At 73.4% G+C, this 22276-nt stretch carries 22 protein-coding genes; 6 read left to right on the forward strand and 16 right to left on the reverse strand.

Annotated elements, in window-relative coordinates; translation table 11 throughout:
* Window positions 1-63 precede the first annotated feature (63 nt).
* Window positions 64-1020, forward strand: a complete 957-nt coding sequence (locus tag ASD16_RS13920) for a DMT family transporter (protein ID WP_055918575.1) — start codon at window positions 64-66, stop codon at window positions 1018-1020.
* A gap of 1 nt (window position 1021) precedes the next feature.
* On the opposite strand, the gene ASD16_RS13925 is transcribed toward ASD16_RS13920, so the two are convergent.
* On the reverse strand, window positions 1022-2056 hold the full coding sequence (locus ASD16_RS13925; protein ID WP_055920436.1) for a zinc-dependent alcohol dehydrogenase family protein: 1035 nt from the start codon (window positions 2054-2056) through the stop codon (window positions 1022-1024).
* Window positions 2057-2087: 31 nt separating this feature from the next.
* Window positions 2088-3548 carry an amidohydrolase gene (locus ASD16_RS21775; protein ID WP_055918578.1) on the reverse strand — a complete coding sequence of 487 codons (1461 nt, stop codon included), beginning with the start codon at window positions 3546-3548 and terminating at the stop codon, window positions 2088-2090.
* Between ASD16_RS21775 and ASD16_RS21780 the strand changes: the two genes are divergently transcribed.
* Window positions 3549-4340, forward strand: coding sequence for a DNA/RNA non-specific endonuclease (locus ASD16_RS21780; protein WP_055918580.1), 792 nt, complete (start codon window positions 3549-3551; stop codon window positions 4338-4340).
* Here the strand turns inward: ASD16_RS21780 and ASD16_RS13940 are convergent.
* The 9 genes from ASD16_RS13940 to ASD16_RS13980 form a co-directional block, all read right to left on the reverse strand.
* On the reverse strand, window positions 4337-5155 hold the full coding sequence (locus ASD16_RS13940; protein ID WP_055920440.1) for an ABC transporter ATP-binding protein: 819 nt from the start codon (window positions 5153-5155) through the stop codon (window positions 4337-4339). The genes ASD16_RS21780 and ASD16_RS13940 overlap by 4 nt on opposite strands.
* Entirely contained in the window at window positions 5152-6180 is a 1029-nt protein-coding gene (locus ASD16_RS13945; RefSeq protein WP_055918583.1) for an iron chelate uptake ABC transporter family permease subunit, read from the reverse strand. The genes ASD16_RS13940 and ASD16_RS13945 overlap by 4 nt, the downstream gene beginning before the upstream one ends.
* Window positions 6177-7211: an iron ABC transporter permease gene (locus ASD16_RS13950; protein ID WP_055918586.1), complete on the reverse strand. Its 1035-nt coding sequence runs from the start codon at window positions 7209-7211 to the stop codon at window positions 6177-6179. The genes ASD16_RS13945 and ASD16_RS13950 overlap by 4 nt, the downstream gene beginning before the upstream one ends.
* A 19-nt stretch (window positions 7212-7230) precedes the next feature.
* A complete protein-coding gene (locus ASD16_RS13955; protein WP_055920443.1) occupies window positions 7231-8262 on the reverse strand; it encodes an ABC transporter substrate-binding protein in 1032 nt (343 codons plus the stop codon).
* Window positions 8263-8368: 106 nt separating this feature from the next.
* Window positions 8369-9262: a phosphoribosylaminoimidazolesuccinocarboxamide synthase gene (locus ASD16_RS13960; protein ID WP_055918589.1), complete on the reverse strand. Its 894-nt coding sequence runs from the start codon at window positions 9260-9262 to the stop codon at window positions 8369-8371.
* A gap of 9 nt (window positions 9263-9271) precedes the next feature.
* Complete coding sequence (locus ASD16_RS13965; protein WP_055918592.1) at window positions 9272-9679, reverse strand: hypothetical protein; 408 nt, start codon at window positions 9677-9679, stop codon at window positions 9272-9274.
* 24 nt (window positions 9680-9703) lie between these two features.
* The gene (gene purD, locus ASD16_RS13970) at window positions 9704-11008 is read right to left on the reverse strand and encodes a phosphoribosylamine--glycine ligase (RefSeq protein WP_055918596.1); all 1305 of its coding nucleotides are present in this window, start codon (window positions 11006-11008) and stop codon (window positions 9704-9706) included.
* A gap of 55 nt (window positions 11009-11063) precedes the next feature.
* Entirely contained in the window at window positions 11064-12920 is a 1857-nt protein-coding gene (locus ASD16_RS13975; RefSeq protein ID WP_055918599.1) for a phosphoenolpyruvate carboxykinase (GTP), read from the reverse strand.
* A gap of 105 nt (window positions 12921-13025) precedes the next feature.
* Entirely contained in the window at window positions 13026-13622 is a 597-nt protein-coding gene (locus tag ASD16_RS13980; RefSeq protein WP_055918602.1) for a helix-turn-helix domain-containing protein, read from the reverse strand.
* Between the two features lie 67 nt (window positions 13623-13689).
* Between ASD16_RS13980 and ASD16_RS13985 the strand changes: the two genes are divergently transcribed.
* A complete protein-coding gene (locus ASD16_RS13985) occupies window positions 13690-14955 on the forward strand; it encodes an MFS transporter (protein ID WP_055918604.1) in 1266 nt (421 codons plus the stop codon).
* Window positions 14956-14974: 19 nt separating this feature from the next.
* A complete protein-coding gene (locus tag ASD16_RS13990; protein WP_055918607.1) occupies window positions 14975-15550 on the forward strand; it encodes a GNAT family N-acetyltransferase in 576 nt (191 codons plus the stop codon).
* Here ASD16_RS13990 and ASD16_RS13995 read toward each other — a convergent pair.
* Complete coding sequence (locus ASD16_RS13995) at window positions 15543-16829, reverse strand: adenylosuccinate synthase (RefSeq protein ID WP_055920446.1); 1287 nt, start codon at window positions 16827-16829, stop codon at window positions 15543-15545. The genes ASD16_RS13990 and ASD16_RS13995 overlap by 8 nt on opposite strands.
* Window positions 16830-16955: 126 nt before the next feature.
* Window positions 16956-17384 carry a DUF3151 domain-containing protein gene (locus tag ASD16_RS14000; protein WP_055918614.1) on the reverse strand — a complete coding sequence of 143 codons (429 nt, stop codon included), beginning with the start codon at window positions 17382-17384 and terminating at the stop codon, window positions 16956-16958.
* A gap of 109 nt (window positions 17385-17493) precedes the next feature.
* Between ASD16_RS14000 and ASD16_RS14005 the strand changes: the two genes are divergently transcribed.
* Window positions 17494-17865, forward strand: coding sequence for an STAS domain-containing protein (locus tag ASD16_RS14005; protein ID WP_055918617.1), 372 nt, complete (start codon window positions 17494-17496; stop codon window positions 17863-17865).
* Here the strand turns inward: ASD16_RS14005 and ASD16_RS14010 are convergent.
* Window positions 17862-19916, reverse strand: coding sequence for a SpoIIE family protein phosphatase (locus ASD16_RS14010; RefSeq protein ID WP_082570943.1), 2055 nt, complete (start codon window positions 19914-19916; stop codon window positions 17862-17864). The genes ASD16_RS14005 and ASD16_RS14010 overlap by 4 nt on opposite strands.
* Before the next feature lie 151 nt (window positions 19917-20067).
* Between ASD16_RS14010 and ASD16_RS14015 the strand changes: the two genes are divergently transcribed.
* A complete protein-coding gene (locus tag ASD16_RS14015; RefSeq protein WP_055918620.1) occupies window positions 20068-20487 on the forward strand; it encodes an STAS domain-containing protein in 420 nt (139 codons plus the stop codon).
* Between the two features lie 47 nt (window positions 20488-20534).
* Here the strand turns inward: ASD16_RS14015 and fbaA are convergent, their stop codons facing one another.
* Window positions 20535-21560, reverse strand: a complete 1026-nt coding sequence (fbaA, locus tag ASD16_RS14020) for a class II fructose-bisphosphate aldolase (protein WP_055920451.1) — start codon at window positions 21558-21560, stop codon at window positions 20535-20537.
* A gap of 81 nt (window positions 21561-21641) precedes the next feature.
* On the reverse strand, window positions 21642-22268 hold the full coding sequence (locus ASD16_RS14025) for a TrmH family RNA methyltransferase (RefSeq protein WP_235523313.1): 627 nt from the start codon (window positions 22266-22268) through the stop codon (window positions 21642-21644).
* Between the last annotated feature and the right edge of the window lie 8 nt (window positions 22269-22276).

The raw sequence follows: 22276 nt of genomic DNA on the forward strand, positions 1-22276 counted from the left end.
GCTGGTCAGCGCCTCGGTCGACGGCGTGCGCGGAGTGTCGGTGGTCGGGGGCATGATGCGTGGGTGACTTCCCTCGCCCCCTCGACCCGCGGCTGGATCGGGCCGTACCTGCTGCTCGCCGTGCTGTGGGGATGCAGCTTCCTGTTCATCGCCACGGCGCTGCAGACATTCGCGCCGACGCAGGTGGCGTTCGGCCGGATCGTCATCGGGTTCGCGCTGCTCGCCGGGATCCTGCTGATCCGGCGTGAGCGCGTGCGGGTCGAGCGGCGGCGGATCGGCGACTTCGTGATCGTCGGCGCGGTCATGACGGCGATCCCGTTCGTGCTCTTCGCGCTCGCCGAGCAGCGGGTCACCTCCGTGCTCGCCGGTCTGGTGAACGCGACGACTCCCCTGTTCACCGCCGTGTTCGTCGCGCTCCTGCTGCCCCGCGAGCGGCCGGACCGGGTGCAGGTCGGCGGGCTGCTGCTGGGCTTCGGGGGCATCGCGGTGCTGCTGGGTGTCTGGAACTCCGGCGCGATCGACCTCGTCGGCGGTCTGATGCTGCTGGGGGCCACGTTCTGCTACGGCCTCGGGAACGCGTGGAGCCGTCGTCGGCTGACCAGCACCGGGCTGTCGAACGTGGCCCTGCCCGCCATCCAGCTCGCCGTCGGCGCCCTGGTGATCCTGCCGTTCGCCGTGTCCACCCCGCTCGTGGGGCCGGTCGCGCCGGCGCCCGCGCTTGCCCTGCTCGCGCTGGGCCTCGGCGGTACCGGGCTGGCCTACGTGCTGTTCTGGCGCGTCCTCGCGGTCGCCGGAGCCACCGTCACGGCGAGCGTCACCTACGTGATCCCGCTGGTGTCGACGACCCTCGGCGTCCTCGTGCTGCACGAGGGGCTGCACTGGTACGAGCCGGTGGGCGGCGCGATCGTGCTCGCGGGTGTCGGTCTGACGCAGTGGGGTGCGGCGCGACGCCGGTCGGCCGACGCCGCGCGGGCTGCGGACCAGCCCGAGACGGAGCGCGCCGAGGCCGAGATCTCCTGAGTCAGGGGACGACGACCGTCATCCCCGGGCCGCCCGTCCCGTCGCCGAGGGCGGCGAGCGCGGTCGGTGCCTCGTCGATCCCGATCGTGCGTCCGACCAGCCGCGACGGGTCGAGCTCGCCGGAAGCGATCCGCGCGAGCATCGCGGGGTACTCGTGGGCCGCCATGCCGTGGCTGCCGTAGACCTCGAGCTCCCACCCGATCACGCGGCCCATGGGCAGCGGAGGGGCGGCGTCGGTGCCGAGCAGGAGACCGACCTGGACGTGCCGGCCGCGGCGGCGCAGCGACAGGACCGACGCGGTCGCCGTGGCGCGGCTGCCGAGGGCGTCCAAGGAGACGGCGGCACCTCCGGAGGTCACCTGGTGGACCTGCTGGGCGACGTCGCCCGTGCCGTCCAGGACGATGGCGGCACCCATCGCCAGGGCTGCGTCGCGGGCGACGGGTGAGACGTCGACCGCGACGACCTGGGCACCGGCGGCGACGGCGACCATGACAGCCGACAGCCCGACGCCGCCGCAGCCGTGCACCGCGACCCAGTCCCCCGCCCGGACCCGGCCGTGGACGGTGACTGCTCGGTAGGCGGTCGCGAACCGGCACCCCAGGCCGGCGGCGGTGACCGGGGACATGCCGTCCGGGAGCCGGACCAGGTTGACGTCGGCGTGATGGATCGCGACGAGCTCGGCGAACGACCCGTCGTCGGTGAACCCCGGCTGGCGCTGCCGCTCGCACACCTGCTGCTCCCCCGCGAGGCACGCGGCACAGGACCCGCACGCGCACACGAACGGCACGGTGACCTCGTCGCCGGGCGCCCACGCACGGACCAGCGGACCGACCTCGACGACGACCCCCGCCAGCTCGTGGCCGGGCACGTGCGGGAGCGTGATGTCGTCGTCGTGACCCTGCCAGCCGTGCCAGTCGGACCGGCACACGCCGGTGGCGGTGACCCGCAGGACGACGCCGTCGGCGGGGCAGGTCGGCGCCGGGACCTCACGCACGGTCGGGAGGACGCCGAACTCCGAGATCACCACGGCACGCATGCCGCCCATCCTCGCCGACGTGGGGCCGACGTCAGAACGCGCGGTGCGTCCACTCCCCCGCGACGAGGGTGCCCGCCACCGGCATCCCCCGCAGCGGTGCGGTCAGCGGGTCGGCGTCGAGCACGACGAGGTCGGCGGGCGCCCCGACCGCGACGGTCAGCCCGTGGCCGTCGACGGAGGACTCCAGCGCGACCCTGCGGTCGATCGCCTGCTCGGGGTGCCAGGCGGCGCGTCCGTCGCGGGACCGGCGGACCGCGGCGTCGACGGCGACCCACGGGTCGAGGGGCGCGACGGGTGCGTCGGACCCGAGCGCCAGCCGGACACCCGCGCGGTGGAGCGAGCCGAAGGCGAAGGCGCGGTCGGTGCGGCCGGACCAGTACCGGTCGGCGACGTCCCGGTCGTCCATGGCGTGCTCGGGCTGCACGCTGGCGACCACCCCGAGCGCCGCGAACCGCTCGACGTCGTCCCAGGACACCAGCTGGGCGTGCTCGATCGACCCGGCCGCACCGGACGCGGCGAAGGCGTCGAGGGCCAGGGCGTTCGCGGCGTCGCCGATCGCGTGGATCGCGCAGCGCAGGCCGTGGCGCGTGGCGTGGGCCATCAGCGGCGCGAGCCTCGACGGCGGCACCGCGAGGATGCCGCGGGCGTTCGGGCCGGTCAGCCCGGCGTACGGGTCGTGGCAGTAGGCGGTGCGGGTGTTCAGCGAGCCGTCCGTGATGACCTTGAGCGGCCCCTGCGTGACGAGCCCGGCGATGGTGTCGCCGGTGTGCAGGTCCTCGCGGACGACACGGTCGAGGAACTCCTCCCACACGCCCGCGCGCACGCGCAGCCGGGCGGGCCGGGTAGCGACGCGACGACGCCAGACGTGCACGTTGTCGGCGATCTCCAGGTCGACCACGCCGACGACCCCGCGTGCGGCGGCGGCGGCCGTGGCGTCGTCGACAAGGGCGTCGGCGACATCGTCGGGCACGTGGTCGACGGCGCCCTGCCGTGGGAGCCACTCCGACTCCCGGAGCAGGCCGGTGGGGTGCGCGCCGACGCCGAGGAACCGCAGCCCGGCCGTCGATGCCCACGCGCAGTGCAGGTCACCGGAGACCAGGACGACGGGCAGGTCGCCGACGGCGGCGTCGAGCAGGGCAGCCGTCGGCTCGTCGGGCCAGAGCCCGTCGCGGAACCCGAACCCGACCAGCGCGGTGCCCGGCGGGGGCGGGGGCGCGGCGGTGACGAGCGTGACGGCGTGCGCGGCGGAGGTGGCCCCGGAGACGTCGAGCCGGCGACGGGCCAACGCCCACTGGGTCAGGTGCACGTGCGCGTCCCACAGGCCGGGCATGAGCCACCGGCCCTCGAGCGACGCCTGCGGGACGTCGGCGGCGAGCCCGGGTCCGACGGCGGCGACCCGACCGTCGCGCAGCAGGACGTCGACGGGTCCGTCACCGTCCACCAGGCGAGCATCGCGCAGCAGGAGGTCGGAGGTGGTCGGTACGGTCCGCATGTGAGCACCGTAGAGGGATACGACCCGACGTTCCTCGGCCCCCTGGTGCCCCTCCCGGTTCCGGCGCAGACCGTCCGCGACCTGCCGTCGACGCACTTCACCGTCCTGCTCGACCCGGTGCGGCGGCTGGCGGCGGCGACCGCGGTGAACATCGACGGTGCGCAGCTGGTCAACCTGGAGCGGGGCGACGACTGGCACCTCGACCCACGCGTCCCCGCCGACGAGCAGGCCGGTCCGGAGCTGTACGCGCGCAACGACCTCGACCGCGGGCACCTCGTGCGCCGTCGCGACCCGGTCTGGGGTGACCTGGTGGTCGCCCGGAAGGCCAACTTCGACACGTTCGCGTACCCGAACGCCGCCCCGCAGGCCTCGGCGTTCAACCAGGGCGAGCTGCTCTGGGTCGGCCTGGAGGACCACGTGCTCGAGTACGCCCGGGAGTACGGGCACCGGCTCTCGGTGTTCACCGGGCCGGTCCTCGCCGACGACGACCCGGTCTACCGCGGAATCCAGATCCCGCGGAGGTTCTGGAAGGTCGCCGCGTGGGCGTCGGGCGCCGACCTGCGTGCCACGGCGTTCGTGCTGGACCAGACGCCCTTCGTCCGGACCCTGCAGGTGGAGGTGCCCGACCTCGCGCCGTTCCGGACGTTCCAGGTGCCCGTCGTGGACATCCAGGAGCTCACCGGGATCGCCCTCGGCCCCCTGGTCGACGCCGACGTCCTCGCTCCCGTCGGCGCACTGGCGGACCGCGAGCGCTGGGTGCCGCTGACCACGGTGGAGCAGGTCCGGCTCTAGCGGGGGTGCCGCACGTGCGCGTCGCGGCGGGCCGGCACGACCATCGGCGTCCCGGTCTCCGGGTCCGGCACCACCCGGCACGCCAGCCCGAACACCTCCCGCACGAGCGGCTCGGTCACGACGTCGGCGGGGGCCCCCTCGGCGACGACAGCCCCGGCCTTCATCGCGATGAGGTGCGTGGCGTACCGGGCGGCCTGGTTCAGGTCGTGCAGGACCGCGACGAGCGTGCGGCCCTCCTCGTGCAGGCGGGCGCACAGGTCCATGACCTCGAACTGGTGCGCGATGTCGAGGAACGTCGTCGGCTCGTCGAGCAGCAGCAGGTCGGTCTGCTGGGCGAGCGCCATGGCGAGCCACACGCGCTGCCGCTGACCGCCGGACAGCTCGGCGACGTAGCGCTCGCGCAGGTCGGCGACCTCGGTGGCGTCCAGGGCGTCCGCGACGGCCCGCGCGTCGGCGGCGGACCACTGCCGCAGGAGCCCCTGGTGGGGGTACCGGCCGCGGGAGACGAGGTCCCCGACCGTGATGGACTCGGGCGCGATCGGGCTCTGGGGCAGGAGCGCGAGCCGTCGGGCCACCTGCCTGCTCTTCATCGCCGAGATCGGCGTGCCCTCGAGCAGCACCCGTCCTGCGCGCGGCGTGATGGTGCGACCGAGCGCCCGCAGGAGCGTCGACTTGCCGCAGCCGTTGGGGCCGATGATCACGGTGAACGACGCGCGCGGGATCTGCACGGACAGGTCCTGGGCGACGACGAGCTGGTCGTAGGCGAGGGTCAGGCCCTCGGCCTCCAGCGGTGAACCTTGTACGGGAGAGCTCACGCGGGGCTCCTCCTCCACTCGCGGACCAGCAGGAACGCGAGGTACACGCCGCCGAGCGCGGCAGTGACCACCCCCACGGGGTAGACGACACCCGGCACGGCGTACTGGGCGATCAGGTCGGCGACGACGAGCACCGCGGCTCCGCAGCACGCGGCGGCGACCAGACCGGGTCCGGTCGACCTGGTGAGCCGGCGGGCGATCTGCGGGGCGGTCAGCGCGACGAACGCGATGGGCCCGCTCACGGTGACGGCGGCCGCGGTGAGCAGCACGCCGACCACCACGGCCCACGTGCGCACCCGGTCCGCGTGGACGCCGACCGAGACGGCGACCTCGTCGCCCATCTCGACCAGCTGCATCGGCCGGGTCAGCGCGAGCGCGACGGGCAGCAGCACCACGAGCGTCAGCACGATGAGCACCACGTCCGACCAGGCCCGCGCCGCGAGGCTGCCGTTGAGGTACGCGGCGACCACCTGCGCGTCCTGGCGGGTGGCGCGCGCAAGGGCCAGCTGCACGAACGCCATCGCCATCGCACCGACGGCGATGCCGACGACGACCATCCGCAGCGGCGCCCGGAACCCGGCGCCCGAGCCGAGGTAGACCGCGCCGATCGCGATGCCGGCACCGATCAGCGCGCCGACGGGGACCGGTACGACGCCCGGCCACACGAGCCCGGCGGCCGCTGCTCCCGCGGCGGCGCCCGCGCCGAGGCCGATGACGTCGGGGCTGCCCAGCGGGTTGCGGGTGACGGACTGGAACATTGCGCCAGAGACCGCGAACGCGGCTCCGGCCGCCGCACCCACGAGCAGCCGCGGCAGCCGGCTGGTCCACAGCACCCACTCCTGCGCACGCGACCCGGTGCCGGCGACGACCCCGGGCAGCTCCGCCAGCGGGATGCCCAGCTGTCCGGCGGCCAGCGTGACGAGCATCGTGACCAGCATGATCGCCAGCGCGACGACGCAGACCACGACCGGTCGGCGCCGCCAGCGCACGGCGACCGCGGGCCCGAGGGTCAGGACGGCAGTCACAGCCCCACCCGCCCACGACGGACCGCCATGATCAGGAACGGCGCCCCGACGAACGCCGTCACGGCGCCCACCGGCAGCTCGCCGGGGCGTGCGACGACCCGACCGACGACGTCGGCGGCGAGCAGGAGGGCCGGGCCGAGCACGAGGCAGTACGGCAGCAGCCAGCGGTGGTCGGAACCGGTGAACGAGCGCACGACGTGCGGCACGGCCAGCCCGACGAACGCGATGGGGCCGACGGCGGCGACCGCCGCGGCGCACAGGAGGGTCGCGCCGGCGGCGCCGAGCAGCCGGGTCCGACCGGCCCGCAGGCCGAGCGAGGTCGCGGCCTCGTCGCCGAGCGCCAGCGCGTTGAGCGGCCGGGCGAGCAGCAGGCACAGGACCAGCCCCACGACGACGAACGGCAGGACGGCACCGACCGTGGACGGCGGCCGTCCGGCCAGGGACCCGACCACCCAGGAGCGGTAGGTGTCGAACACGGTCGGGTTGGCCAGGGTGATGGCCTCGACGAGCGCGATCAGCACCGCGGAGACGGCCGCGCCGGCCAGGACGAGCCGCACGGGAGTCGCCCGGCGGCCTCCCGACCCGATCAGGTACACCGCGGCAGCGGCGAACAGCGCACCGGGCACGGCGGCCCAGACGGTCCGGCCGGCGACCCCGCCGAGCACCGCGGCGGTGACCACGAGCGACGCCGACGCCCCGGCGTTCACGCCGAGCAGCCCCGGGTCGCCCAGCGGGTTGCGGGTGAGGCCCTGGATCACGACGCCCGCCACGGCGAGCGCGGCACCGACGAGCAGGCCGAGCTGCGTGCGGGGCACCCGGGACGCGACCACGGTGGACGCGTACGAGCCGTCCGGGTTCCGCCACGCCGACCACACGTCGCCCAGCGGCAGCGGCTTGGCGCCGACGGCGATGCTCAGTCCCACGACGAGCACGAGCAGCAGGAGCGCGGCGACCAGCCCGAGCCCGAGCACGAGCGCGCGAGAGCCCCGCACGCGGGGGGCGTGCGGGGCTCGTGCGACGGCGGTGCTCATGGCGCCGGGAGGAGGACGGTCAGCCCTGGACCTGCTCCGCGCCGGCGGTGATGAGCGGGACGTACTCGTCGATCGCCCACGGCACGCTCAGGGGAGTGGCCACCGAGACGGCCATGCCGAGCTGCGGGTCGAGCATCGGGACGTAGGCGCCGGCCGCGAAGGCGGGGATCTGCGCCCAGAGCGGCTGGGCCTCGGTCGCGGCCTGCTCGTCGGCGCTGTTGAACCAGGTGAAGAGGAGGTCGGCGTCGTTGAGCTGGTCGGCGTTCTCGAGGCCGAGGGTGCTGACGAACGTCCCGGGCGAGGCCGACAGCGTCGAGACGGAGGGGGCGAGCTCGAGGCCGAGACCGGTCAGCAGCTCGACGCGCGGGTCACCGGGAAGGTAGACCGACAGGGCACCCGGCTGGTCTCCGCCGTAGACGTACGCGAACGTCACGCCGGACAGGTCGGGGTTCTCCTCGGCGGCGGTGTCGATGGCGGCCTGACGCTCCACGAGCAGCGGCTCCGCCTTCTCCGGGACACCCAGCGCCTCGGCGGCGATGGTCACCTGGTCCTCGAGCGAGGTCTGCCACGGCTCCCCCGGGTAGGCGACCACCGGGACGAACGCGGAGAGCTGGTCGAACACGTCCTGCTCGAGCCCCGACTGCGGCGCGAGCACGAGGTCGGGCTCCAGCGCGATGATCGCGTCGACGTCCAGCTCGGGGTACATCGCGATGGTCTCGGGCAGCTCGGCGCCCTCGTCCTCGACCGCGTCGCGGAACCACGGCTGGTACCCGTCGGCGTCGCCGCCCCAGGTGTCCTCCTCGATCCCGACCGGGACGGTGCCCAGCGAGAAGGCGATGTCCGCGGCGCCCCAGCCGAGGGTCACGACGCGCTCGGGCTTCTCCTCGATCTCCGCCGTGCCGAGGGTCGAGTCGATCGACACGGGGAAGATGCCGTCGGAGGTCGGCGACGAGCTCGCCGTGGGCTCGTCGGCCGTACCGGCGCAGGCAGCGAGGGTGAGGGCGACGGCGGCGGCGGCGGCCACTGCTGCCGCGCGACGAGCGATGCGCACGGGGTGCTCCCATTCGTTGGGGACGGCCACCTCGGCGGGCGACGTCGAATGAGGCAAGCCTAACCTCTGTTGCGCGCCGTCCCCGGGCTCCGGGGTGAGCGAAACATCACACCGACAGCGACGTCCCCGTCAGCCGCTCGTACGCCTCGAGGTACCGGTCCCGGGTGCGCTCGACCACGTCGGCGGGGACGCGCGGCGGCGGGGAGTCGGAGGCACGGTCCCACCCGGACGCCGGCGACGTGAGCCAGTCCCGGACGAACTGCTTGTCGAAGCTGGCCTGCGCACGACCGGGCTGCCACAGGTCCGCCGGCCAGAACCGCGAGGAGTCGGGGGTCAGCACCTCGTCGCCGAGGGTGATCGCCCCGGTCGTCGGGTCGGTGCCGAACTCGAGCTTGGTGTCGGCCAGGATCACGCCCCGCTCGCGCGCGATGGCCTCGGCCCGGGCGTACACCGCCAGGGTCAGGTCCCGCAGCGACGCCGCCGTCTCGGCGCCGACCGTCCCGACGACGGTCTCGAACGGCACGTTCTCGTCGTGCTCCCCCAGCTCGGCCTTGGTGGCCGGCGTGAAGATCGGCTCCGGCAGCCGCGAGCCGTCCACCAGGCCGGCGGGCAGCGCGATACCGGTCACGGAGCCGGACACCCGGTACTCCGCGAGCCCCGACCCGGTGAGGTAGCCCCGCGCGACGCACTCGACGGGGAACATGTCGAGGCGACGGCAGACCATCGCGCGGCCGGCGACCTCCGCCGGGACGTCCGTCGACACCACGTGGTTGGGCACCAGGTCCGCCAGCTGCTCGAACCACCACAGGCTCAGCTGCGTCAGGACGACGCCCTTGCCGGGGATGCCCGGGGCGAGCACGTGGTCGAACGCGGAGACCCGGTCGCTGGCGACGACGAGGACGACGTCCCCCTGCGACGCGTCGGTCGGCACGTACAGGTCACGGACCTTGCCGGAGTAGGTGTGGGTCCAGCCGGGGATCTGCGCAGTCACGGGAGCCAGTGTGCCGGATCAGACGAGGTCGTCCCCGCCCTCCAGGCCCTCGGGGATGGGCAGTCCCACCAGCCGGACCAGCCGCTCCACGGTCTCCTCGACGAACGTGTCCTCGGGCTCGTCCACGTGCGCCTCGGCCAGCAGGCGCCGCACGTGCTTGGCCTCGACGTCCACCGCGCCGACCAGCAGCGCCCACTCCGCGAAGGCCTCCGCCTCGGCGTCCAGGTCGACCGGGTCGCTCTCCGCGGGATCGTCGAAGTAGTCCCGCGGCTGGAAGCCCAGGTAGAACCGGCCGAGCCCGTCCGGCGCCGGGCGGTAGTCAAGGGTCGCGATGTCGCCGTCCTGCACCTCGATGCTCAGGCTCGGGGTCGCAGCCGCGTCCCCGCCCCAGGCGCCGTCGCCGTACACGAACGTGGTGGTAGCCATCCCGCGATGATGCCGTACGACCTGTCAGACGAGCGGGACGTCCGCGACCGCCGCGGCGATGTCCGAGCGGTGGTGCGAGAACGGCAGGTCGATCTGGTCGACGCCCGCGTAGGCGGCCGCGCGGGCGGCGTGCAGGTCGGGACCGACCCCGACGACGGACAGGACGCGACCGCCGGCGGAGACGAGATGGGCGCCGTCGATCGCGTCGTCGTCGTCGCCGGCCGCGTTGAGCTGCAGGGCCGTCCCCGCGTGCAGGACGTGCACGCCGGGGAGCGCCTCGGCGTCCTCGGTCCCGGTGATCGGGTCGCCGGACCGGACGGCTCCGGGGTACCCGCCCGAGGCGATGACGACGGTGACCGCCGCGTCGTCGCGCCACAGCAGCGGGGGCAGGGTGCCGAGCGTCCCCGTCGCCGACGCGAGCAGCACCGCGGCCAGAGGCGTCTCCAGCCGGGCCAGCACGACCTGTGTCTCCGGGTCCCCGAAGCGGGCGTTGAACTCGACGACCTTCAGGCCGGACGACGTGAGGGCGAGCCCGACGTAGAGGACGCCGGAGAAGGGGGTGCCGCGGCGAGCCATCTCGGCGATCGTCGGGCGCGCGACGCGCTCGACCACCTCGTCGACCAGGTCCGCGGGCGCCCACGGGAGGGGCGAGTACGCCCCCATGCCACCGGTGTTCGGCCCCTCGTCGCCGTCGTGCGCGCGCTTGAAGTCCTGCGCGGGGACCAGCGGCACCACGTCGATGCCGTCGGACAGGACGAACAGCGAGATCTCGGGACCGTCGAGGTAGTCCTCGATGACGATGCGGCCGTCGGGCTTGGCCAGGCACGCCTGCGCGTGAGCCAGCGCCTCGGCGCGGTCGTGGGTGACGACGACTCCCTTGCCGGCGGCGAGCCCGTCGTCCTTGACCACGTACGGGGCGCCGAACGCGTCGAGACCGGCGGCGGCCTCCTCGATCGTCGTCGCCACCCGCGGCTCGGCCGTGGGCACGCCCGCGGCGGCCATGACCTCCTTGGCGAAGGCCTTGGAGCCCTCCAGCCGGGCACCCGCGGCGGACGGGCCGAAGACCGGGATCCCGACGGCCCGGACCGCGTCGGCGACACCGGCGACCAGGGGCGCCTCCGGTCCGACGACGACGAGGTCCGCCGCCAGCGAGGTGGCGAGCGCTGCGACGGCGGACCCGTCGAGCTGGTCGACGGCGTGCAGCGTGGCGAGGGCCCCGATGCCGGGGTTGCCCGGAGCGGCGTGCAACGCGGTGACCGCCGGGTCGAGGGACAGCGCGCGCACCAGCGCGTGCTCACGGGCACCGGTGCCGACGACGAGGATCTTCACGGGCCGGGAGCCTACCGGCCGCACCTCGACGGCGCGCCCGGCGACCGGTGCGGGCTCAGCCGGCCGCGCGGAGCCGTGCGCGCAGGCCGTCCAGCTCGTCGACCATCGCCAGCGGGAGCCGGTCGCCGAACTGCACGAAGAACTCCTCGGTCAGGTCGCACTCGGCGAGCCAGGCCTCACGGTCGACCGCGAGCAGCTGCTCGAGCGCGTCCGCCGGCAGGTCCAGCCCGTCCAGGTCCAGCTCGCCCGGCGCCGGCAGCACCCCGATCGGTGAGTCGGTCCCCTCCACCGACCCGTCGAGCCGCTGCAGCGCCCAGGCGAGCACCCGGGCGTTCTCCCCGAACCCGGGCCACAGGTACGACCCGTCGGCACCCTTGCGGAACCAGTTGACGCCGAAGATCGCGGGCAGCGGGATGCCCCGGGCCGACAGCTGCGCGCCGAGCCGCAGCCAGTGGCCCCAGTGGTCGGCCATGTTGTAGCCGCAGAACGGGAGCATCGCGAAGGGGTCGCGACGCAGCGTCCCGACGGGCCCCTCGGCGGCGGCGGTCTGCTCGGACGCGATGGTCGCGCCCAGGAACACCCCGTGCGACCAGCTGCGCGCCTGCGCGACCAGCGGCACGTTGGTGGCCCGCCGACCGCCGAACCAGATGGCGTCGACGGGCACGCCCTCGGGCGAGTCCCAGGAGTCGGCGATGGTCGGGCACTGCGCGGCGGAGACCGTGAACCGGCTGTTCGGGTGGGCGGCCGGCGTCTCGGACGCGGGTGTCCAGTCGTCGCCCCGCCAGTCCGTCAGGTGGTCCGGCGGCGTGTCGGTCAGCCCCTCCCACCACACGTCGCCCTCGTCGGTGAGGGCGACGTTGGTGAAGATGACGTCGTGCGCCAGGGTCGCGATCGCGGCCGGGTTGGTGGCCTCGCCGGTGCCGGGGGCGACGCCGAAGAAGCCGGCCTCGGGGTTGATCGCCCGCAGCCGCCCGTCGGTGCCCGGGCCGCCGGGACGCAGCCACGCGATGTCGTCGCCGATCGTCTCGACCTTCCAGCCCGGGATGGTCGGCCGGAGCATCGCGAGGTTGGTCTTCCCGCACGCGGACGGGAACGCAGCCGCGACGTGCGACACCGTCCCCTCCGGCGAGGTCACGCGCAGCACCAGCATGTGCTCGGCGAGCCAGCCCTCGTCGCGCGCCATGACGGACGCGATCCGCAGCGCGAAGCACTTCTTGCCCAGCAGCGCGTTGCCGCCGTAGCCCGAGCCGAACGACCAGATCTCCCGCGTCTCGGGGAAGTGCACGATGTACTTGGTCGGGCTGCACGGCCACGGGACGTCGTCGTCCCCGGGACCGAGCGGTGCGCCGACGGAGTGCACCGCGGGGACGAAGTCGCCGTCGGACCCGAGCAGGTCCAGCACCGGGGTCCCCACGCGGGTCATGACGCGCATGCTCACGACGACGTACGGCGAGTCGGTGACCTGCACGCCCAGCTGCGAGATCGGTCCGCCCAGCGGGCCCATCGAGAACGGGACGACGTACATGGTCCGGCCGCGCATCGACCCGGAGAACACCCCCGCCAGCTCCGCGCGCATGACGTGCGGCTCGCGCCAGTGGTTGGTGGGCCCGGCGTCGTCGGGGTCGACCGAGCAGATGAACGTGCGGTCCTCGACGCGGGCGACGTCGGAGGGGTCGGAGCGCGCGAGGAAGCTGTTCGGCCGCAGCTCCTCGTTGAGCCGGATGAGGGTGCCCGCGTCGACCATGCCCTCGACCAGCGCCGATGCCTGCTCCGCGGACCCGTCGACCCAGACGACCTCGTCCGGCTCGGTGAGCGCCGCGACCGCGCCGACCCACGCGTGCAGCGCACGGTGCCGGTGCGCACCGGGCGCAGCCGGGACGGTGAGGAGCGGGTGGTGCTCGACGAGCGTCATGACAACCTCCGGGAAAGGAACCAGTCCTTCCACCGTGGACCTCTCGGCCCGCGGATTCCATCACCTCACTCGTGAAACATCCGCGATTCTTTCGATCTGCACAACTCAGGCGTCATCGTCGAGGGGCAGCGGGAGCGCGTCGAAGTAGATGCGTACCCGGCGACGCCCCTCGGTGTCGCCGGCCGCCTTGCGGCCCTTGGCGTGCTTCACGGCGCCGTCGATGATCCCCTGGACCGCGAGCACGACCTCCCGGAACTCCTCGAGGGTGAGGTCGCTGGTGGACGAGTCGTTGAGGGACGCGTCCTCCCACTCCGGGGTGTCCCCCAGGGACAGCCACCGCTGCAGCACCTTCGCCCGGTCGGCGATGACGCCCTGGAGCAGCGCCTGGGCCGCGTCGGCGGTCCGGGGGTCCCGCAGCATGTCCCGTCCGTCGATGCTGTAGCCGACCGCGCGCCACCACCGGTCCCGGCCGCGCTCGTGGGCCGGGTCGTCCTCGACGAAGCCGTGCTTCTCCAGCTGGCGCAGGTGGTAGCTGGTCTGCCCGCTGCTCTCGCCCAGGTGCCGGCCGAGCTGGCTCGCGGTGGCCGACCCGTGCTCGGACAGGTAGTCGTACATCGCCATCCGCAGGGGGTGCGCCAACGCCTTGAGCTCCTCCGGTCCGATGGCACGGGCCCGGAAGGGCAGGGGGTTGCTCTCGCTCATTCGCAGAGATACCTTTGCAGAGTTGTCTTTGCAGAGTTTTCTCTTCGATCCTAGCGGGAGCACACCCATGAGCGAGCAGGTCGCCACGCGGGAACCCCTCGGCCGACGGTTCGCCGCGCACCTGACGGCCACCGGCATGGCGAACCTCGGCGACGGCATCGTGCAGACCGGCGTCCCCCTGTACGCCCTGACGCTCACGCGCTCCCCCAGCCAGATCGCGCTGCTCACCGCCGCGGCGTGGCTCCCGTGGCTGGTGTGCGGGCTCGCCGCGGGGGTGGTCGTCGACCGGCGGGACCGCAAGTACACCCAGGTGGTCGGGCTGGCCGCCCGCGCGGTCCTGCTCGGCGTCGCGGTCTGGCTGGTCGCGTCCGGGCAGATGACCATGCCCGGGCTGACGGTGGTCGTGCTGCTCTACGGGGTGACCGACGTGTTCGTCGACCTGGCCGGCTCGGCGCTGGTCCCGGACCTCGTGCCGCGCTCCCGCCTCGAGGCAGCGAACGGGCGCACGCTCGCCGCGCAGCAGGTCATGTCCGCGTTCGTCGGCGGCCCCGTCGCCGGCGCCCTGCTCGTGCTCGGCGCCGGCTGGGTCCTCGGCGTCCCGGCCGGTCTCGGCGTGCTCGCGCTGCTGCTCATCGCCACCCGGATCCCCGGGTCGTACAAGCACGCCGCGCCGCAGAGGCGTTCGGCGACCGCCGAGATCCGCGAGGGCGTCGGCTTCCTGGTCCGGCACCCCGTCCTTCGGCCGCTGCTCGTGGCCGGCAGCGTGATGAACATGGCGAGCACCGGGTACTTCGCCGTGTTCGTGCTCTGGATGGTCGGTCCCGGGTCGCGCGTCGGCCTCGAGCCCGCGCAGTACCCGCTGGTGATCGCCGTCCTGGCGGTCGGTGCGGTCCTCGGCTCGGTCGCGGCCGAGCCGCTGGGCCGCCGCATCCCCGAGGTCCGGCTGCTGCTGACGTCCTGGCTGCTGCAGTCCTTGCTCATGCTGGTCCCCGTGCTCGTGCCCACGGTGCCGGCGATCACGGCGGGCATCTTCCTGCTCGGGTTCCTCAACACGAACGGCAACGTGATCTCGCAGTCGATGCGGCAGCGGATGGTCGCGCCCGGGATGCTCGGCCGCGTCGGCGGCGCCAGCCGGACCCTGGCGTACGGGCTCATGCCGGTCGGCGCGGTGCTCGGCGGGCTGGTCGCGGAGCGGTGGGGCCTGCCGGCCGTGTTCGTCGGCGCGACCGTGGTCTGCGTCGCCGTCGTCGCCTACCCCGTCGCGGTGGTCCGCCAGCGCATGGTGACCGAGCTGGAGCTGCCGCTCGTCGAGAAGGTCCCCACGACGGTCTGACCGTCGCCATACTGGGCGCGTGCCCCGACTGGCCCCGCCCACGATCGCGCCCGGCAGCATCCGAGCCCGACCGCAACCGGTGCTCGTCGCCCACGGGATCGTGCTCCGCCCCTGGCGGGCAGGTGACGAGCACGCGGTGGTCGAGGCCTACGCCGACCCGGACATCCGGCACTGGCACCAGCGGTCGATGGATGCCGACGAGGCAGTCGCGTGGGTCGCCCACTGGGCCGCGCGATGGCAGGCGGAGACCGGAGCCGGCTGGGCGATCACGATCGACGACGAACCCGTCGGGCAGATCAGCCTGCGCACGTTCGAGCACGGCGACGGCATCTCCGAGGTCTCCTACTGGGTGCTGCCCCGTGCCCGCGGTCGGGGGGTCGCGACGACCGCGCTGCGCACCGTGGCCGACTGGGGCTTCGGGACCCTGGGGCTGTACCGGATCCAGGTCGACCACGCGACGCAGAACACGGCCTCGTGCGGGGTGGCCACCCGCGCGGGGTTCCTCCTCGAGGGCACCAAGCGGGGGTCGTACCTGCAGAGCGACGGCCGCCACGACGCGCACCTGCACGCCCGGCTGGCGGGAGACGTCAGCTGAGCAGCTCGTGCCGGACGATCGTGGCCTCGCGGCCGGGACCGACGCCGATCGAGGAGATGCGGGCACCCGAGATCTCCTCGAGGCGCAGCAGGTAGCGCTGGGCCGCGGCGGGCAGGTCGTCGAACTCACGCGCCCCGGAGATGTCCTCGGACCAGCCGTCCAGGTACTCGTAGATCGGCGTCGCGTGGTGGAAGTCCGACTGGTCGTAGGGCATCTCGTCGAACCGGCGGCCCTTGACGTCGTACGCCACGGCGACCGGGATCTTGTCCCGGCCGGTCAGCACGTCGAGCTTGGTGACCACCAGGTCGGTGAGCCCGTTGACACGGCTGGCGTAGCGGACCACGACGGCGTCGTACCAGCCGGTGCGGCGCGGGCGGCCGGTGGTCGTGCCGAACTCGCCGCCGGTCTGCCGCAGCCACTCACCGTCGTCGTCGAGCAGCTCGGTGGGGAACGGGCCCTCGCCCACGCGGGTGGTGTACGCCTTGGCGACGGCGACGACGCGGTCGATCCTCGTCGGCCCCACGCCCGAACCCGTGCACGCGCCGCCGGCCGTGGCCGACGAGGACGTGACGAACGGGTAGGTGCCGTGGTCGACGTCGAGCATGGTGGCCTGGCCGGCCTCGAACACGAGCGTCTTGCCGTCGTCGAGCGCGGTGTTCAGCAGCAGCGGGGTGTCCGTCACGAGCGGGTGCAGGCGCTCGGCGTGGCGCAGCAGGTCCTCGACCGTCTCGTCGACCGTGATGGCCCGGCGGTTGTAGACCTTCACCAGCAGGTGGTTCTTCTGGTCGAGGGCGCCCTCGACCTTCTCCCGCAGGATCTTCTCGTCGAACAGGTCCTGGACGCGGATACCGACGCGGTTGATCTTGTCGGAGTACGCCGGGCCGATGCCGCGGCCGGTGGTGCCGATGCGGCGCTTGCCCAGGAACCGCTCGGTGACCTTGTCGAGGGTGCGGTTGTACGGGGCGATCACGTGGGCGGCCGACGAGACCTTGAGGGCGGAGGTGTCGACGCCACGCGCCTCGAGCGCGTCGATCTCCTCGAACAGCACCTCGATGTCCACGACGACGCCGTTGCCGATGACCGGGACGACACCAGGCGAGAGGATCCCGGACGGCAGCAGGTGCAGGGCGTACTTCTCGCCACCGATCACGACCGTGTGGCCCGCGTTGTTCCCGCCGTTGAACTTCACGACGTAGTCCGTCCGCGCACCGAGCTGGTCGGTCGCCTTGCCCTTGCCCTCGTCGCCCCACTGAGCCCCGAGCACCACGACGGCCGGCATCCAGATCACCACTCCCACCCTGCCTACGGTGCGGACCCGGGTGCTGGACGTGTGCCGGGGGCCGTGCACCAGGCGGCAGTGACCTAGTACCCACAGAGGCTACCGGATCGTCAAGAGATGGTCATGTCACCGCAGGTTCGCGACCTCTTCGACGGAGGTGCCGCTGTCGGAGAGGAACGTCTCGCACCGGGTCGCCTCCTCGGACTCGCCGATGGCCTCCGCGGCCTCCGCGAGCGCGAGCAGCGACCGCAGGAAACCCTGGTTGGGGGCGTGGTCCGCGGGGATCGGGCCGCGGCCGTGCCAGCCCGCGCGGCGCAGGGCGTCGAGGCCCCGGTGGTATCCGGTGCGCGCGTAGGCGTAGGCAGCCACGGGGTCGCCGTCGTCCGCGAGGGCGTTCTCCGCCAGCAGGGCCCACAGGATCGATGCCGCCGGTGCCGCGGCGACGGCCTCGCGCGGGGAGGAGCCGCTGCTCAACGCATCACGGGCGTCGGCGTCCGGGCCGTCGGCGGGGAGCAGCGTCGGGGCGGGACCGTCCAGCAGGTTCTCGTGGCTCATGCGCACAGTGTCCCCTACCGCGTGCGTCCCCCTGGGAGCGCGACTACAGTCGTGCCGCCGACCTGGACCCTTGTTCGGTGCGCACCTCCCCCCTCCAGACAGGGTGCCCATGATCGAGATCTCGACGTCCTCGACGACGACGACGTTGACCGTCGCCGGCGACCTCGACCTGGCCGAGCGTGACCAGTTCCCGGAGATCGCCGCACGCGTCGTGGGTCTGCGCCGCCAGCTCGTGGTCATCGACATGTGCCGTGTCACGTTCATGGACTCCACCGGTGCGGCGTTCCTCATCTCGCTGGCCGACTCCGGTCGCAAGCGTGGCGGCGCGACCGTCCTGCGCGGAGCGGACCCGCGGGACCTGTTCGTCATCGAGATCTGCGGTGCCCTCGACCTGTTCCGCATCGACACGGACCACCGGTGCGAGTCGGGCGTCGAGCAGTCGGACTTCCGCCGTCCCGACGGGGCGTCCGCCCCGGCCTAGCGACCGGTGGCGGGGAGCGACCCCGGTCGCACCTTCGCCCACACGAGCTTGCCGCCGCGCGACTGGCGCCAGCCCCAGTCCGCCAGGCGCTCGACGATCTGCATGCCGAAGCCCCCCACGCGCCCGGGGTGCCCGTCGGTGGTGACCGGCGGTGCGGGGTTGGCGTCCTCGACCTCGATGCGCAGACCGTCCCCCGTGTCGTAGAGCTGCAGCGACACGTGCCCGAACCCGTGCAGCACGGCGTTGGCCACGAGCTCGGAGACCACCAGCTCCGCGTTCGCCACGTCCTCGATCCCCCACGCCTGGCAGGTCCGCACGACCGCGTGCCGCGCGCGCCCGATGGACGCAGCCTCGCTGGGCAGCGACCAGCGCCGACGGCGGGGGCTGCGGGTGCGCGCGGAGGTGTCCAGCGGCGACGGCACCCGCACGACGACGACGGCCACGTCGTCCTCCGGGTGGTCCGCGAGCCGGGACAGCAGCTCCTCACCGACCCCTGCCGCGTCCCGTGCGGTGACGCCGGCCGCCACCGCGGACAGCGCCGCGAGCCCGTCGCGCAGGCCACGGTCGCGCCGCTCGATGAGACCGTCCGTGTAGTAGACGACGACGTCACCGGCGTCGAGCTCGACCGCGCCCGTGCTGCGGGGGACCCCGCCGAACCCGATCAGCGGACCGCCCGCCGCGTCGAGCGGGGTGACGTGGCCCGCCCGGACGAGCAGGGCCGGTAGGTGACCGGCCCGGGAGTACTCCAGCCGCCACCGGTCCTCGGAGCGCGTCAGCGTCGACAGGACCAGCCCGGCCGGTCGCGGCACCCGCATGCCCGCGACGAGCTGGTCGACGCGCTCCAGCACCGGGCCGGGCGTCGTGATGTCGAAGATGTACGAGCGGACCACCGAGCGCAGCTGACCCATCGACGCGGCCGCCTCGACGTCATGGCCGACAACGTCCCCGATCACGACGCCGACCACGTCGGTGCTGACCTGCAGCACGTCGTACCAGTCGCCGCCCACCTGGGCGTTCTCCGAGTTCGGTGCGTAGTACGTCCACACGTCGAGGCCGTCGACCTCGGCCTGCTCGGGGAGCATCGCCCGCTGGAGGGTCTCGGCGAGGCGGTGCTCGCGGTCGTAGAGGCGCGCGTTGTCGATGACCAGCCCGACGCGCCGGGCCGTCAGGTCCAGGACGGTGCGGACGGACGGCTCCAGGCTGCGCAGGCCGTGGCCGTCGTGCGCGTGCACGACGAGCACCCCGAGCACCCGGCGGCGTCCGGGCAGCGGGAAGACGAGGACTGAACGGTCCTCGTCTCCGTCGGCGGCGCCGAGCTCGGCCTCAGCCTGCTGCGCGAGCCACGCGGACGCGCTCCCGAGCCCGTAGGAACCACCGAGCGCCAGCTCGACCGGCCGGTCGGTCTCGGCGTCGAGGAGCTGCTGGACGGCGTCGGGCCCGACGTCCCGCACGGCCGGTCCCTCACCGTGCCGCGATCCCTTGCCGGTGGGCGGGCGCCCCGCGTCGATCCCGTCGGCGATCCGCAGCCCGCCGTCGTTGAGGTAGAACGCGGCCCAGCCCACGACCGCCCGCCGCAGGATCGTCGCGATCTCACGCAGGGCGTGCGGGTCGTCGACGTCCATCAGGAGGTCCGAGACCTGCGCGATCAGCCCGAGGCTGCGGCGCTCGCGGCGCTCGGTCTCCACCATCGCCGCCTGCTCGGCGTCGTGCGACAGCTGCTCCGTCAGGTCCTGGAGCGCGGCGACCCAGTGGGTCAGGGGACCGTCGTCGCCGGCACGGACCGGGGACAGGTGCACGCGGCAGGCGAGCTGGGTGCCGTCGCCGCGCCGCAGCACGATCGTGTGGGCGATCTCTCGCCCGGCGCGCAGCCCGTCCCGCAAGCGGACCAGATCGGGACCCTGCAGCGCCGTGTCTCCCAGGATCGCGGTCTGGCGGCGCCGCGCCTCCTCCACGTCGTAGCCGGTGACCTGCTCGAACGCGTCGTTCACCCAGATCACGGGCAGGTTCTCCGCCGTCGCATCCAGAAGGGCCATCGGCACGGAAGTGGACATGAGGGCGCGGTCGCGGACGTCGGCCAGGGCCCGATCGGGAAGGGCTGAGGCGTGGGAGTTGACCACCACCACCTCCCATCGTCTAGCGTTCCGAACAGGCACGTCGTCGAGAACCGGCGCTGGCCCGCCCGAAGAAGCTGAAAGGAGCGCCGTGCGCGACGGTAACAGCACGATCCCCGACGGGCCTGCGGACGTCTCGCAGGCCGACCAGAGTGCAGGGATCGTCGGCGAGCCGGGAGCCGTGCAGGTCATCGTGGGGACCGACGCCACCCGCATCGTGCTCTCGGGCGAGGTCGACGCCGATCTCGGTCCCGAGCTGCAGGAAGCGACGGCGGAGGCGGAGCAGGTGGGCCTCCCCATCGAGGTCGACGCCCACCACGTGACGTTCATGGACTCCTCAGGAGTCGCCTTCCTCGCTCGCCTGTCCATCCGGTCCCAGCACCGTGTCCGCCTGCTGCGGGTGCCGCCCACCGTGCGGTTCCTGCTCGAGGTCACCCGGATCGGGGAGCTCCTGGACGTCGTCGAAGGGGACGAGTCCGAGTTCCAGCCGGTCGGAGACAGCACCAGCTGAGGACAGGAAAGGCCCCCGGGTGACCGGGGGCCTTTCCTGTGCTGGTGTCAGGCGCCGAGCGTGTGCCCGGCCGAGCGGAGCTGCTGCGCGGCCTCGACGAGGCGCTTCGCCATGCCGGCCTCGGCGAGCTTGCCCCAGGCGCGCGGGTCGTAGGCCTTCTTGTTGCCCACCTCGCCGTCCACCTTGAGCACGCCGTCGTAGTTGCGGAAGAAGTGGTCCGCCACCGGACGGCTGAACGCGTACTGCGTGTCCGTGTCGATGTTCATCTTGATGACACCGTTGTCGACGGCCTCGGCGATCTCGGCCTCGGTCGAACCGGAGCCACCGTGGAACACCAGGTCGAACGGGTTCTCCTTGCCGATGGCGTCGCCGACGGCCTTCTGGATCTCGGCGAGGATCGACGGACGCAGCTTGACCGCACCCGGCTTGTAGACGCCGTGCACGTTGCCGAACGTGAGGGCCGTCAGGTAGCGGCCCTTCTCGCCCGCACCGAGCGCCTTGACCGTGGCCAGGCCGTCCTCGACGGTCGTGTACAGCTTGTCGTTGATCTCGGCCGTGTGGCCGTCCTCCTCGCCACCGACGACGCCGACCTCGATCTCGAGGATCGTGCGGGCGGCGACGCTGAGCTCCAGGAGCTCCTCGGCGATGATCAGGTTCTCGTCGAGCGGCACGGACGAGCCGTCCCACATGTGCGACTGGAACGTGGGGAGCTTGCCGGCCTTGACCTGCTCGATCTCGAGCGCGAGCAGCGGCCGCACCCAGGAGTCGAGGTTCTGCTTGGCGCAGTGGTCGGTGTGCAGCGCGACGGTGATCGGGTAGCCCTTGGCCACCTCGGCCGCGTACGCCGCGAGGGCCAGCGAGCCGGCGATGCGGTCCTTGACGGTCGAGCCGGCCGCGTACTCGGCGCCGCCGACGGAGACCTGGATGATGCCGTCGGACTCCGCCTCGGCGAAGCCCTGCAGGGCGGCGGTGACGCTCTGGGACGACGTGACGTTCACGGCCGGGTAGGCGAACTTGCCCGCCTTCGCCCGGTCGATCATCTCGGCGTAGACCTCGGGGGTGGCGATGGCCATCTGCAGCATCTCCTGCGCATAGAGGGGAGGGGGTATCGCATCGATTCTGGCACGCCCGCACGGCCCGACGCCCGGGACGTTCTACCCCTGGACACCCGGTGACGCGTGCCGGCCGATCCAGGCGTGCATGGCGATCGCGGCCGCTGCGCCCGCGTTGATGGAGCGGGTGGAGCCGAACTGGGCGATGTGCAGGACGTCGACGGCGGCCTCGCGTGCGGCGTCCGACAGGCCCACGGACTCCTGCCCGAACAGCAGGACGCAGGCGCGCGGGAGCGGGTACCCCTCCAGGGCCACGGAGCCGGGGAGGTTGTCGACGCCGAGCACCGGGAGGTCGCGCTCGGCCGCCCACGCGACCAGGTCCTCGACCGTCGGATGGTGGCGGACGTGCTGGTAGCGGTCGGTGACCATGGCGCCGCGACGGTTCCAGCGGCGGTTGCCGACGATGTGCACCTCGGCTGCCAGGAACGCGTTGGCGGTGCGGACGACCGAGCCGATGTTCAGGTCGTGGGCCCAGTTCTCGACGGCCACGTGGAACGGGTGCCGCCGGGTGTCGAGGTCCGCGACGATCGCCTCGACCGTCCAGTACCGGTAGCGGTCGACGACGTTGCGGCGGTCGCCCTCGGCCAGCAGCACGGGGTCGTAGCGCTCGTCGGCCGGCCGCTCGCCCACCCACGGCCCGACACCGACCTCCGCACGCTCCTCGTCCACGGGCGTCA

The organism is Cellulomonas sp. Root485 (assembly GCF_001426705.1).
GTDB lineage: Bacteria > Actinomycetota > Actinomycetes > Actinomycetales > Cellulomonadaceae > Cellulomonas.

Coding starts and splice junctions, on each gene's coding strand:
- ASD16_RS21775 (WP_055918578.1), bottom strand. CDS start 3,548: ATGCGGACCGTACCGACCACCTCCGACCTCCTGCTGCGCGATGCTCGC.
- fbaA (WP_055920451.1), bottom strand. CDS start 21,560: ATGGCCATCGCCACCCCCGAGGTCTACGCCGAGATGATCGACCGGGCG.
- ASD16_RS14010 (WP_082570943.1), bottom strand. CDS start 19,916: ATGTCCACTTCCGTGCCGATGGCCCTTCTGGATGCGACGGCGGAGAAC.
- ASD16_RS13925 (WP_055920436.1), bottom strand. CDS start 2,056: ATGCGTGCCGTGGTGATCTCGGAGTTCGGCGTCCTCCCGACCGTGCGT.
- ASD16_RS14005 (WP_055918617.1), top strand. CDS start 17,494: ATGATCGAGATCTCGACGTCCTCGACGACGACGACGTTGACCGTCGCC.
- ASD16_RS13995 (WP_055920446.1), bottom strand. CDS start 16,829: ATGCCGGCCGTCGTGGTGCTCGGGGCTCAGTGGGGCGACGAGGGCAAG.
- ASD16_RS13975 (WP_055918599.1), bottom strand. CDS start 12,920: ATGACGCTCGTCGAGCACCACCCGCTCCTCACCGTCCCGGCTGCGCCC.
- ASD16_RS13980 (WP_055918602.1), bottom strand. CDS start 13,622: ATGAGCGAGAGCAACCCCCTGCCCTTCCGGGCCCGTGCCATCGGACCG.
- ASD16_RS14000 (WP_055918614.1), bottom strand. CDS start 17,384: ATGAGCCACGAGAACCTGCTGGACGGTCCCGCCCCGACGCTGCTCCCC.
- ASD16_RS13950 (WP_055918586.1), bottom strand. CDS start 7,211: ATGAGCACCGCCGTCGCACGAGCCCCGCACGCCCCCCGCGTGCGGGGC.
- ASD16_RS13965 (WP_055918592.1), bottom strand. CDS start 9,679: ATGGCTACCACCACGTTCGTGTACGGCGACGGCGCCTGGGGCGGGGAC.
- ASD16_RS13985 (WP_055918604.1), top strand. CDS start 13,690: ATGAGCGAGCAGGTCGCCACGCGGGAACCCCTCGGCCGACGGTTCGCC.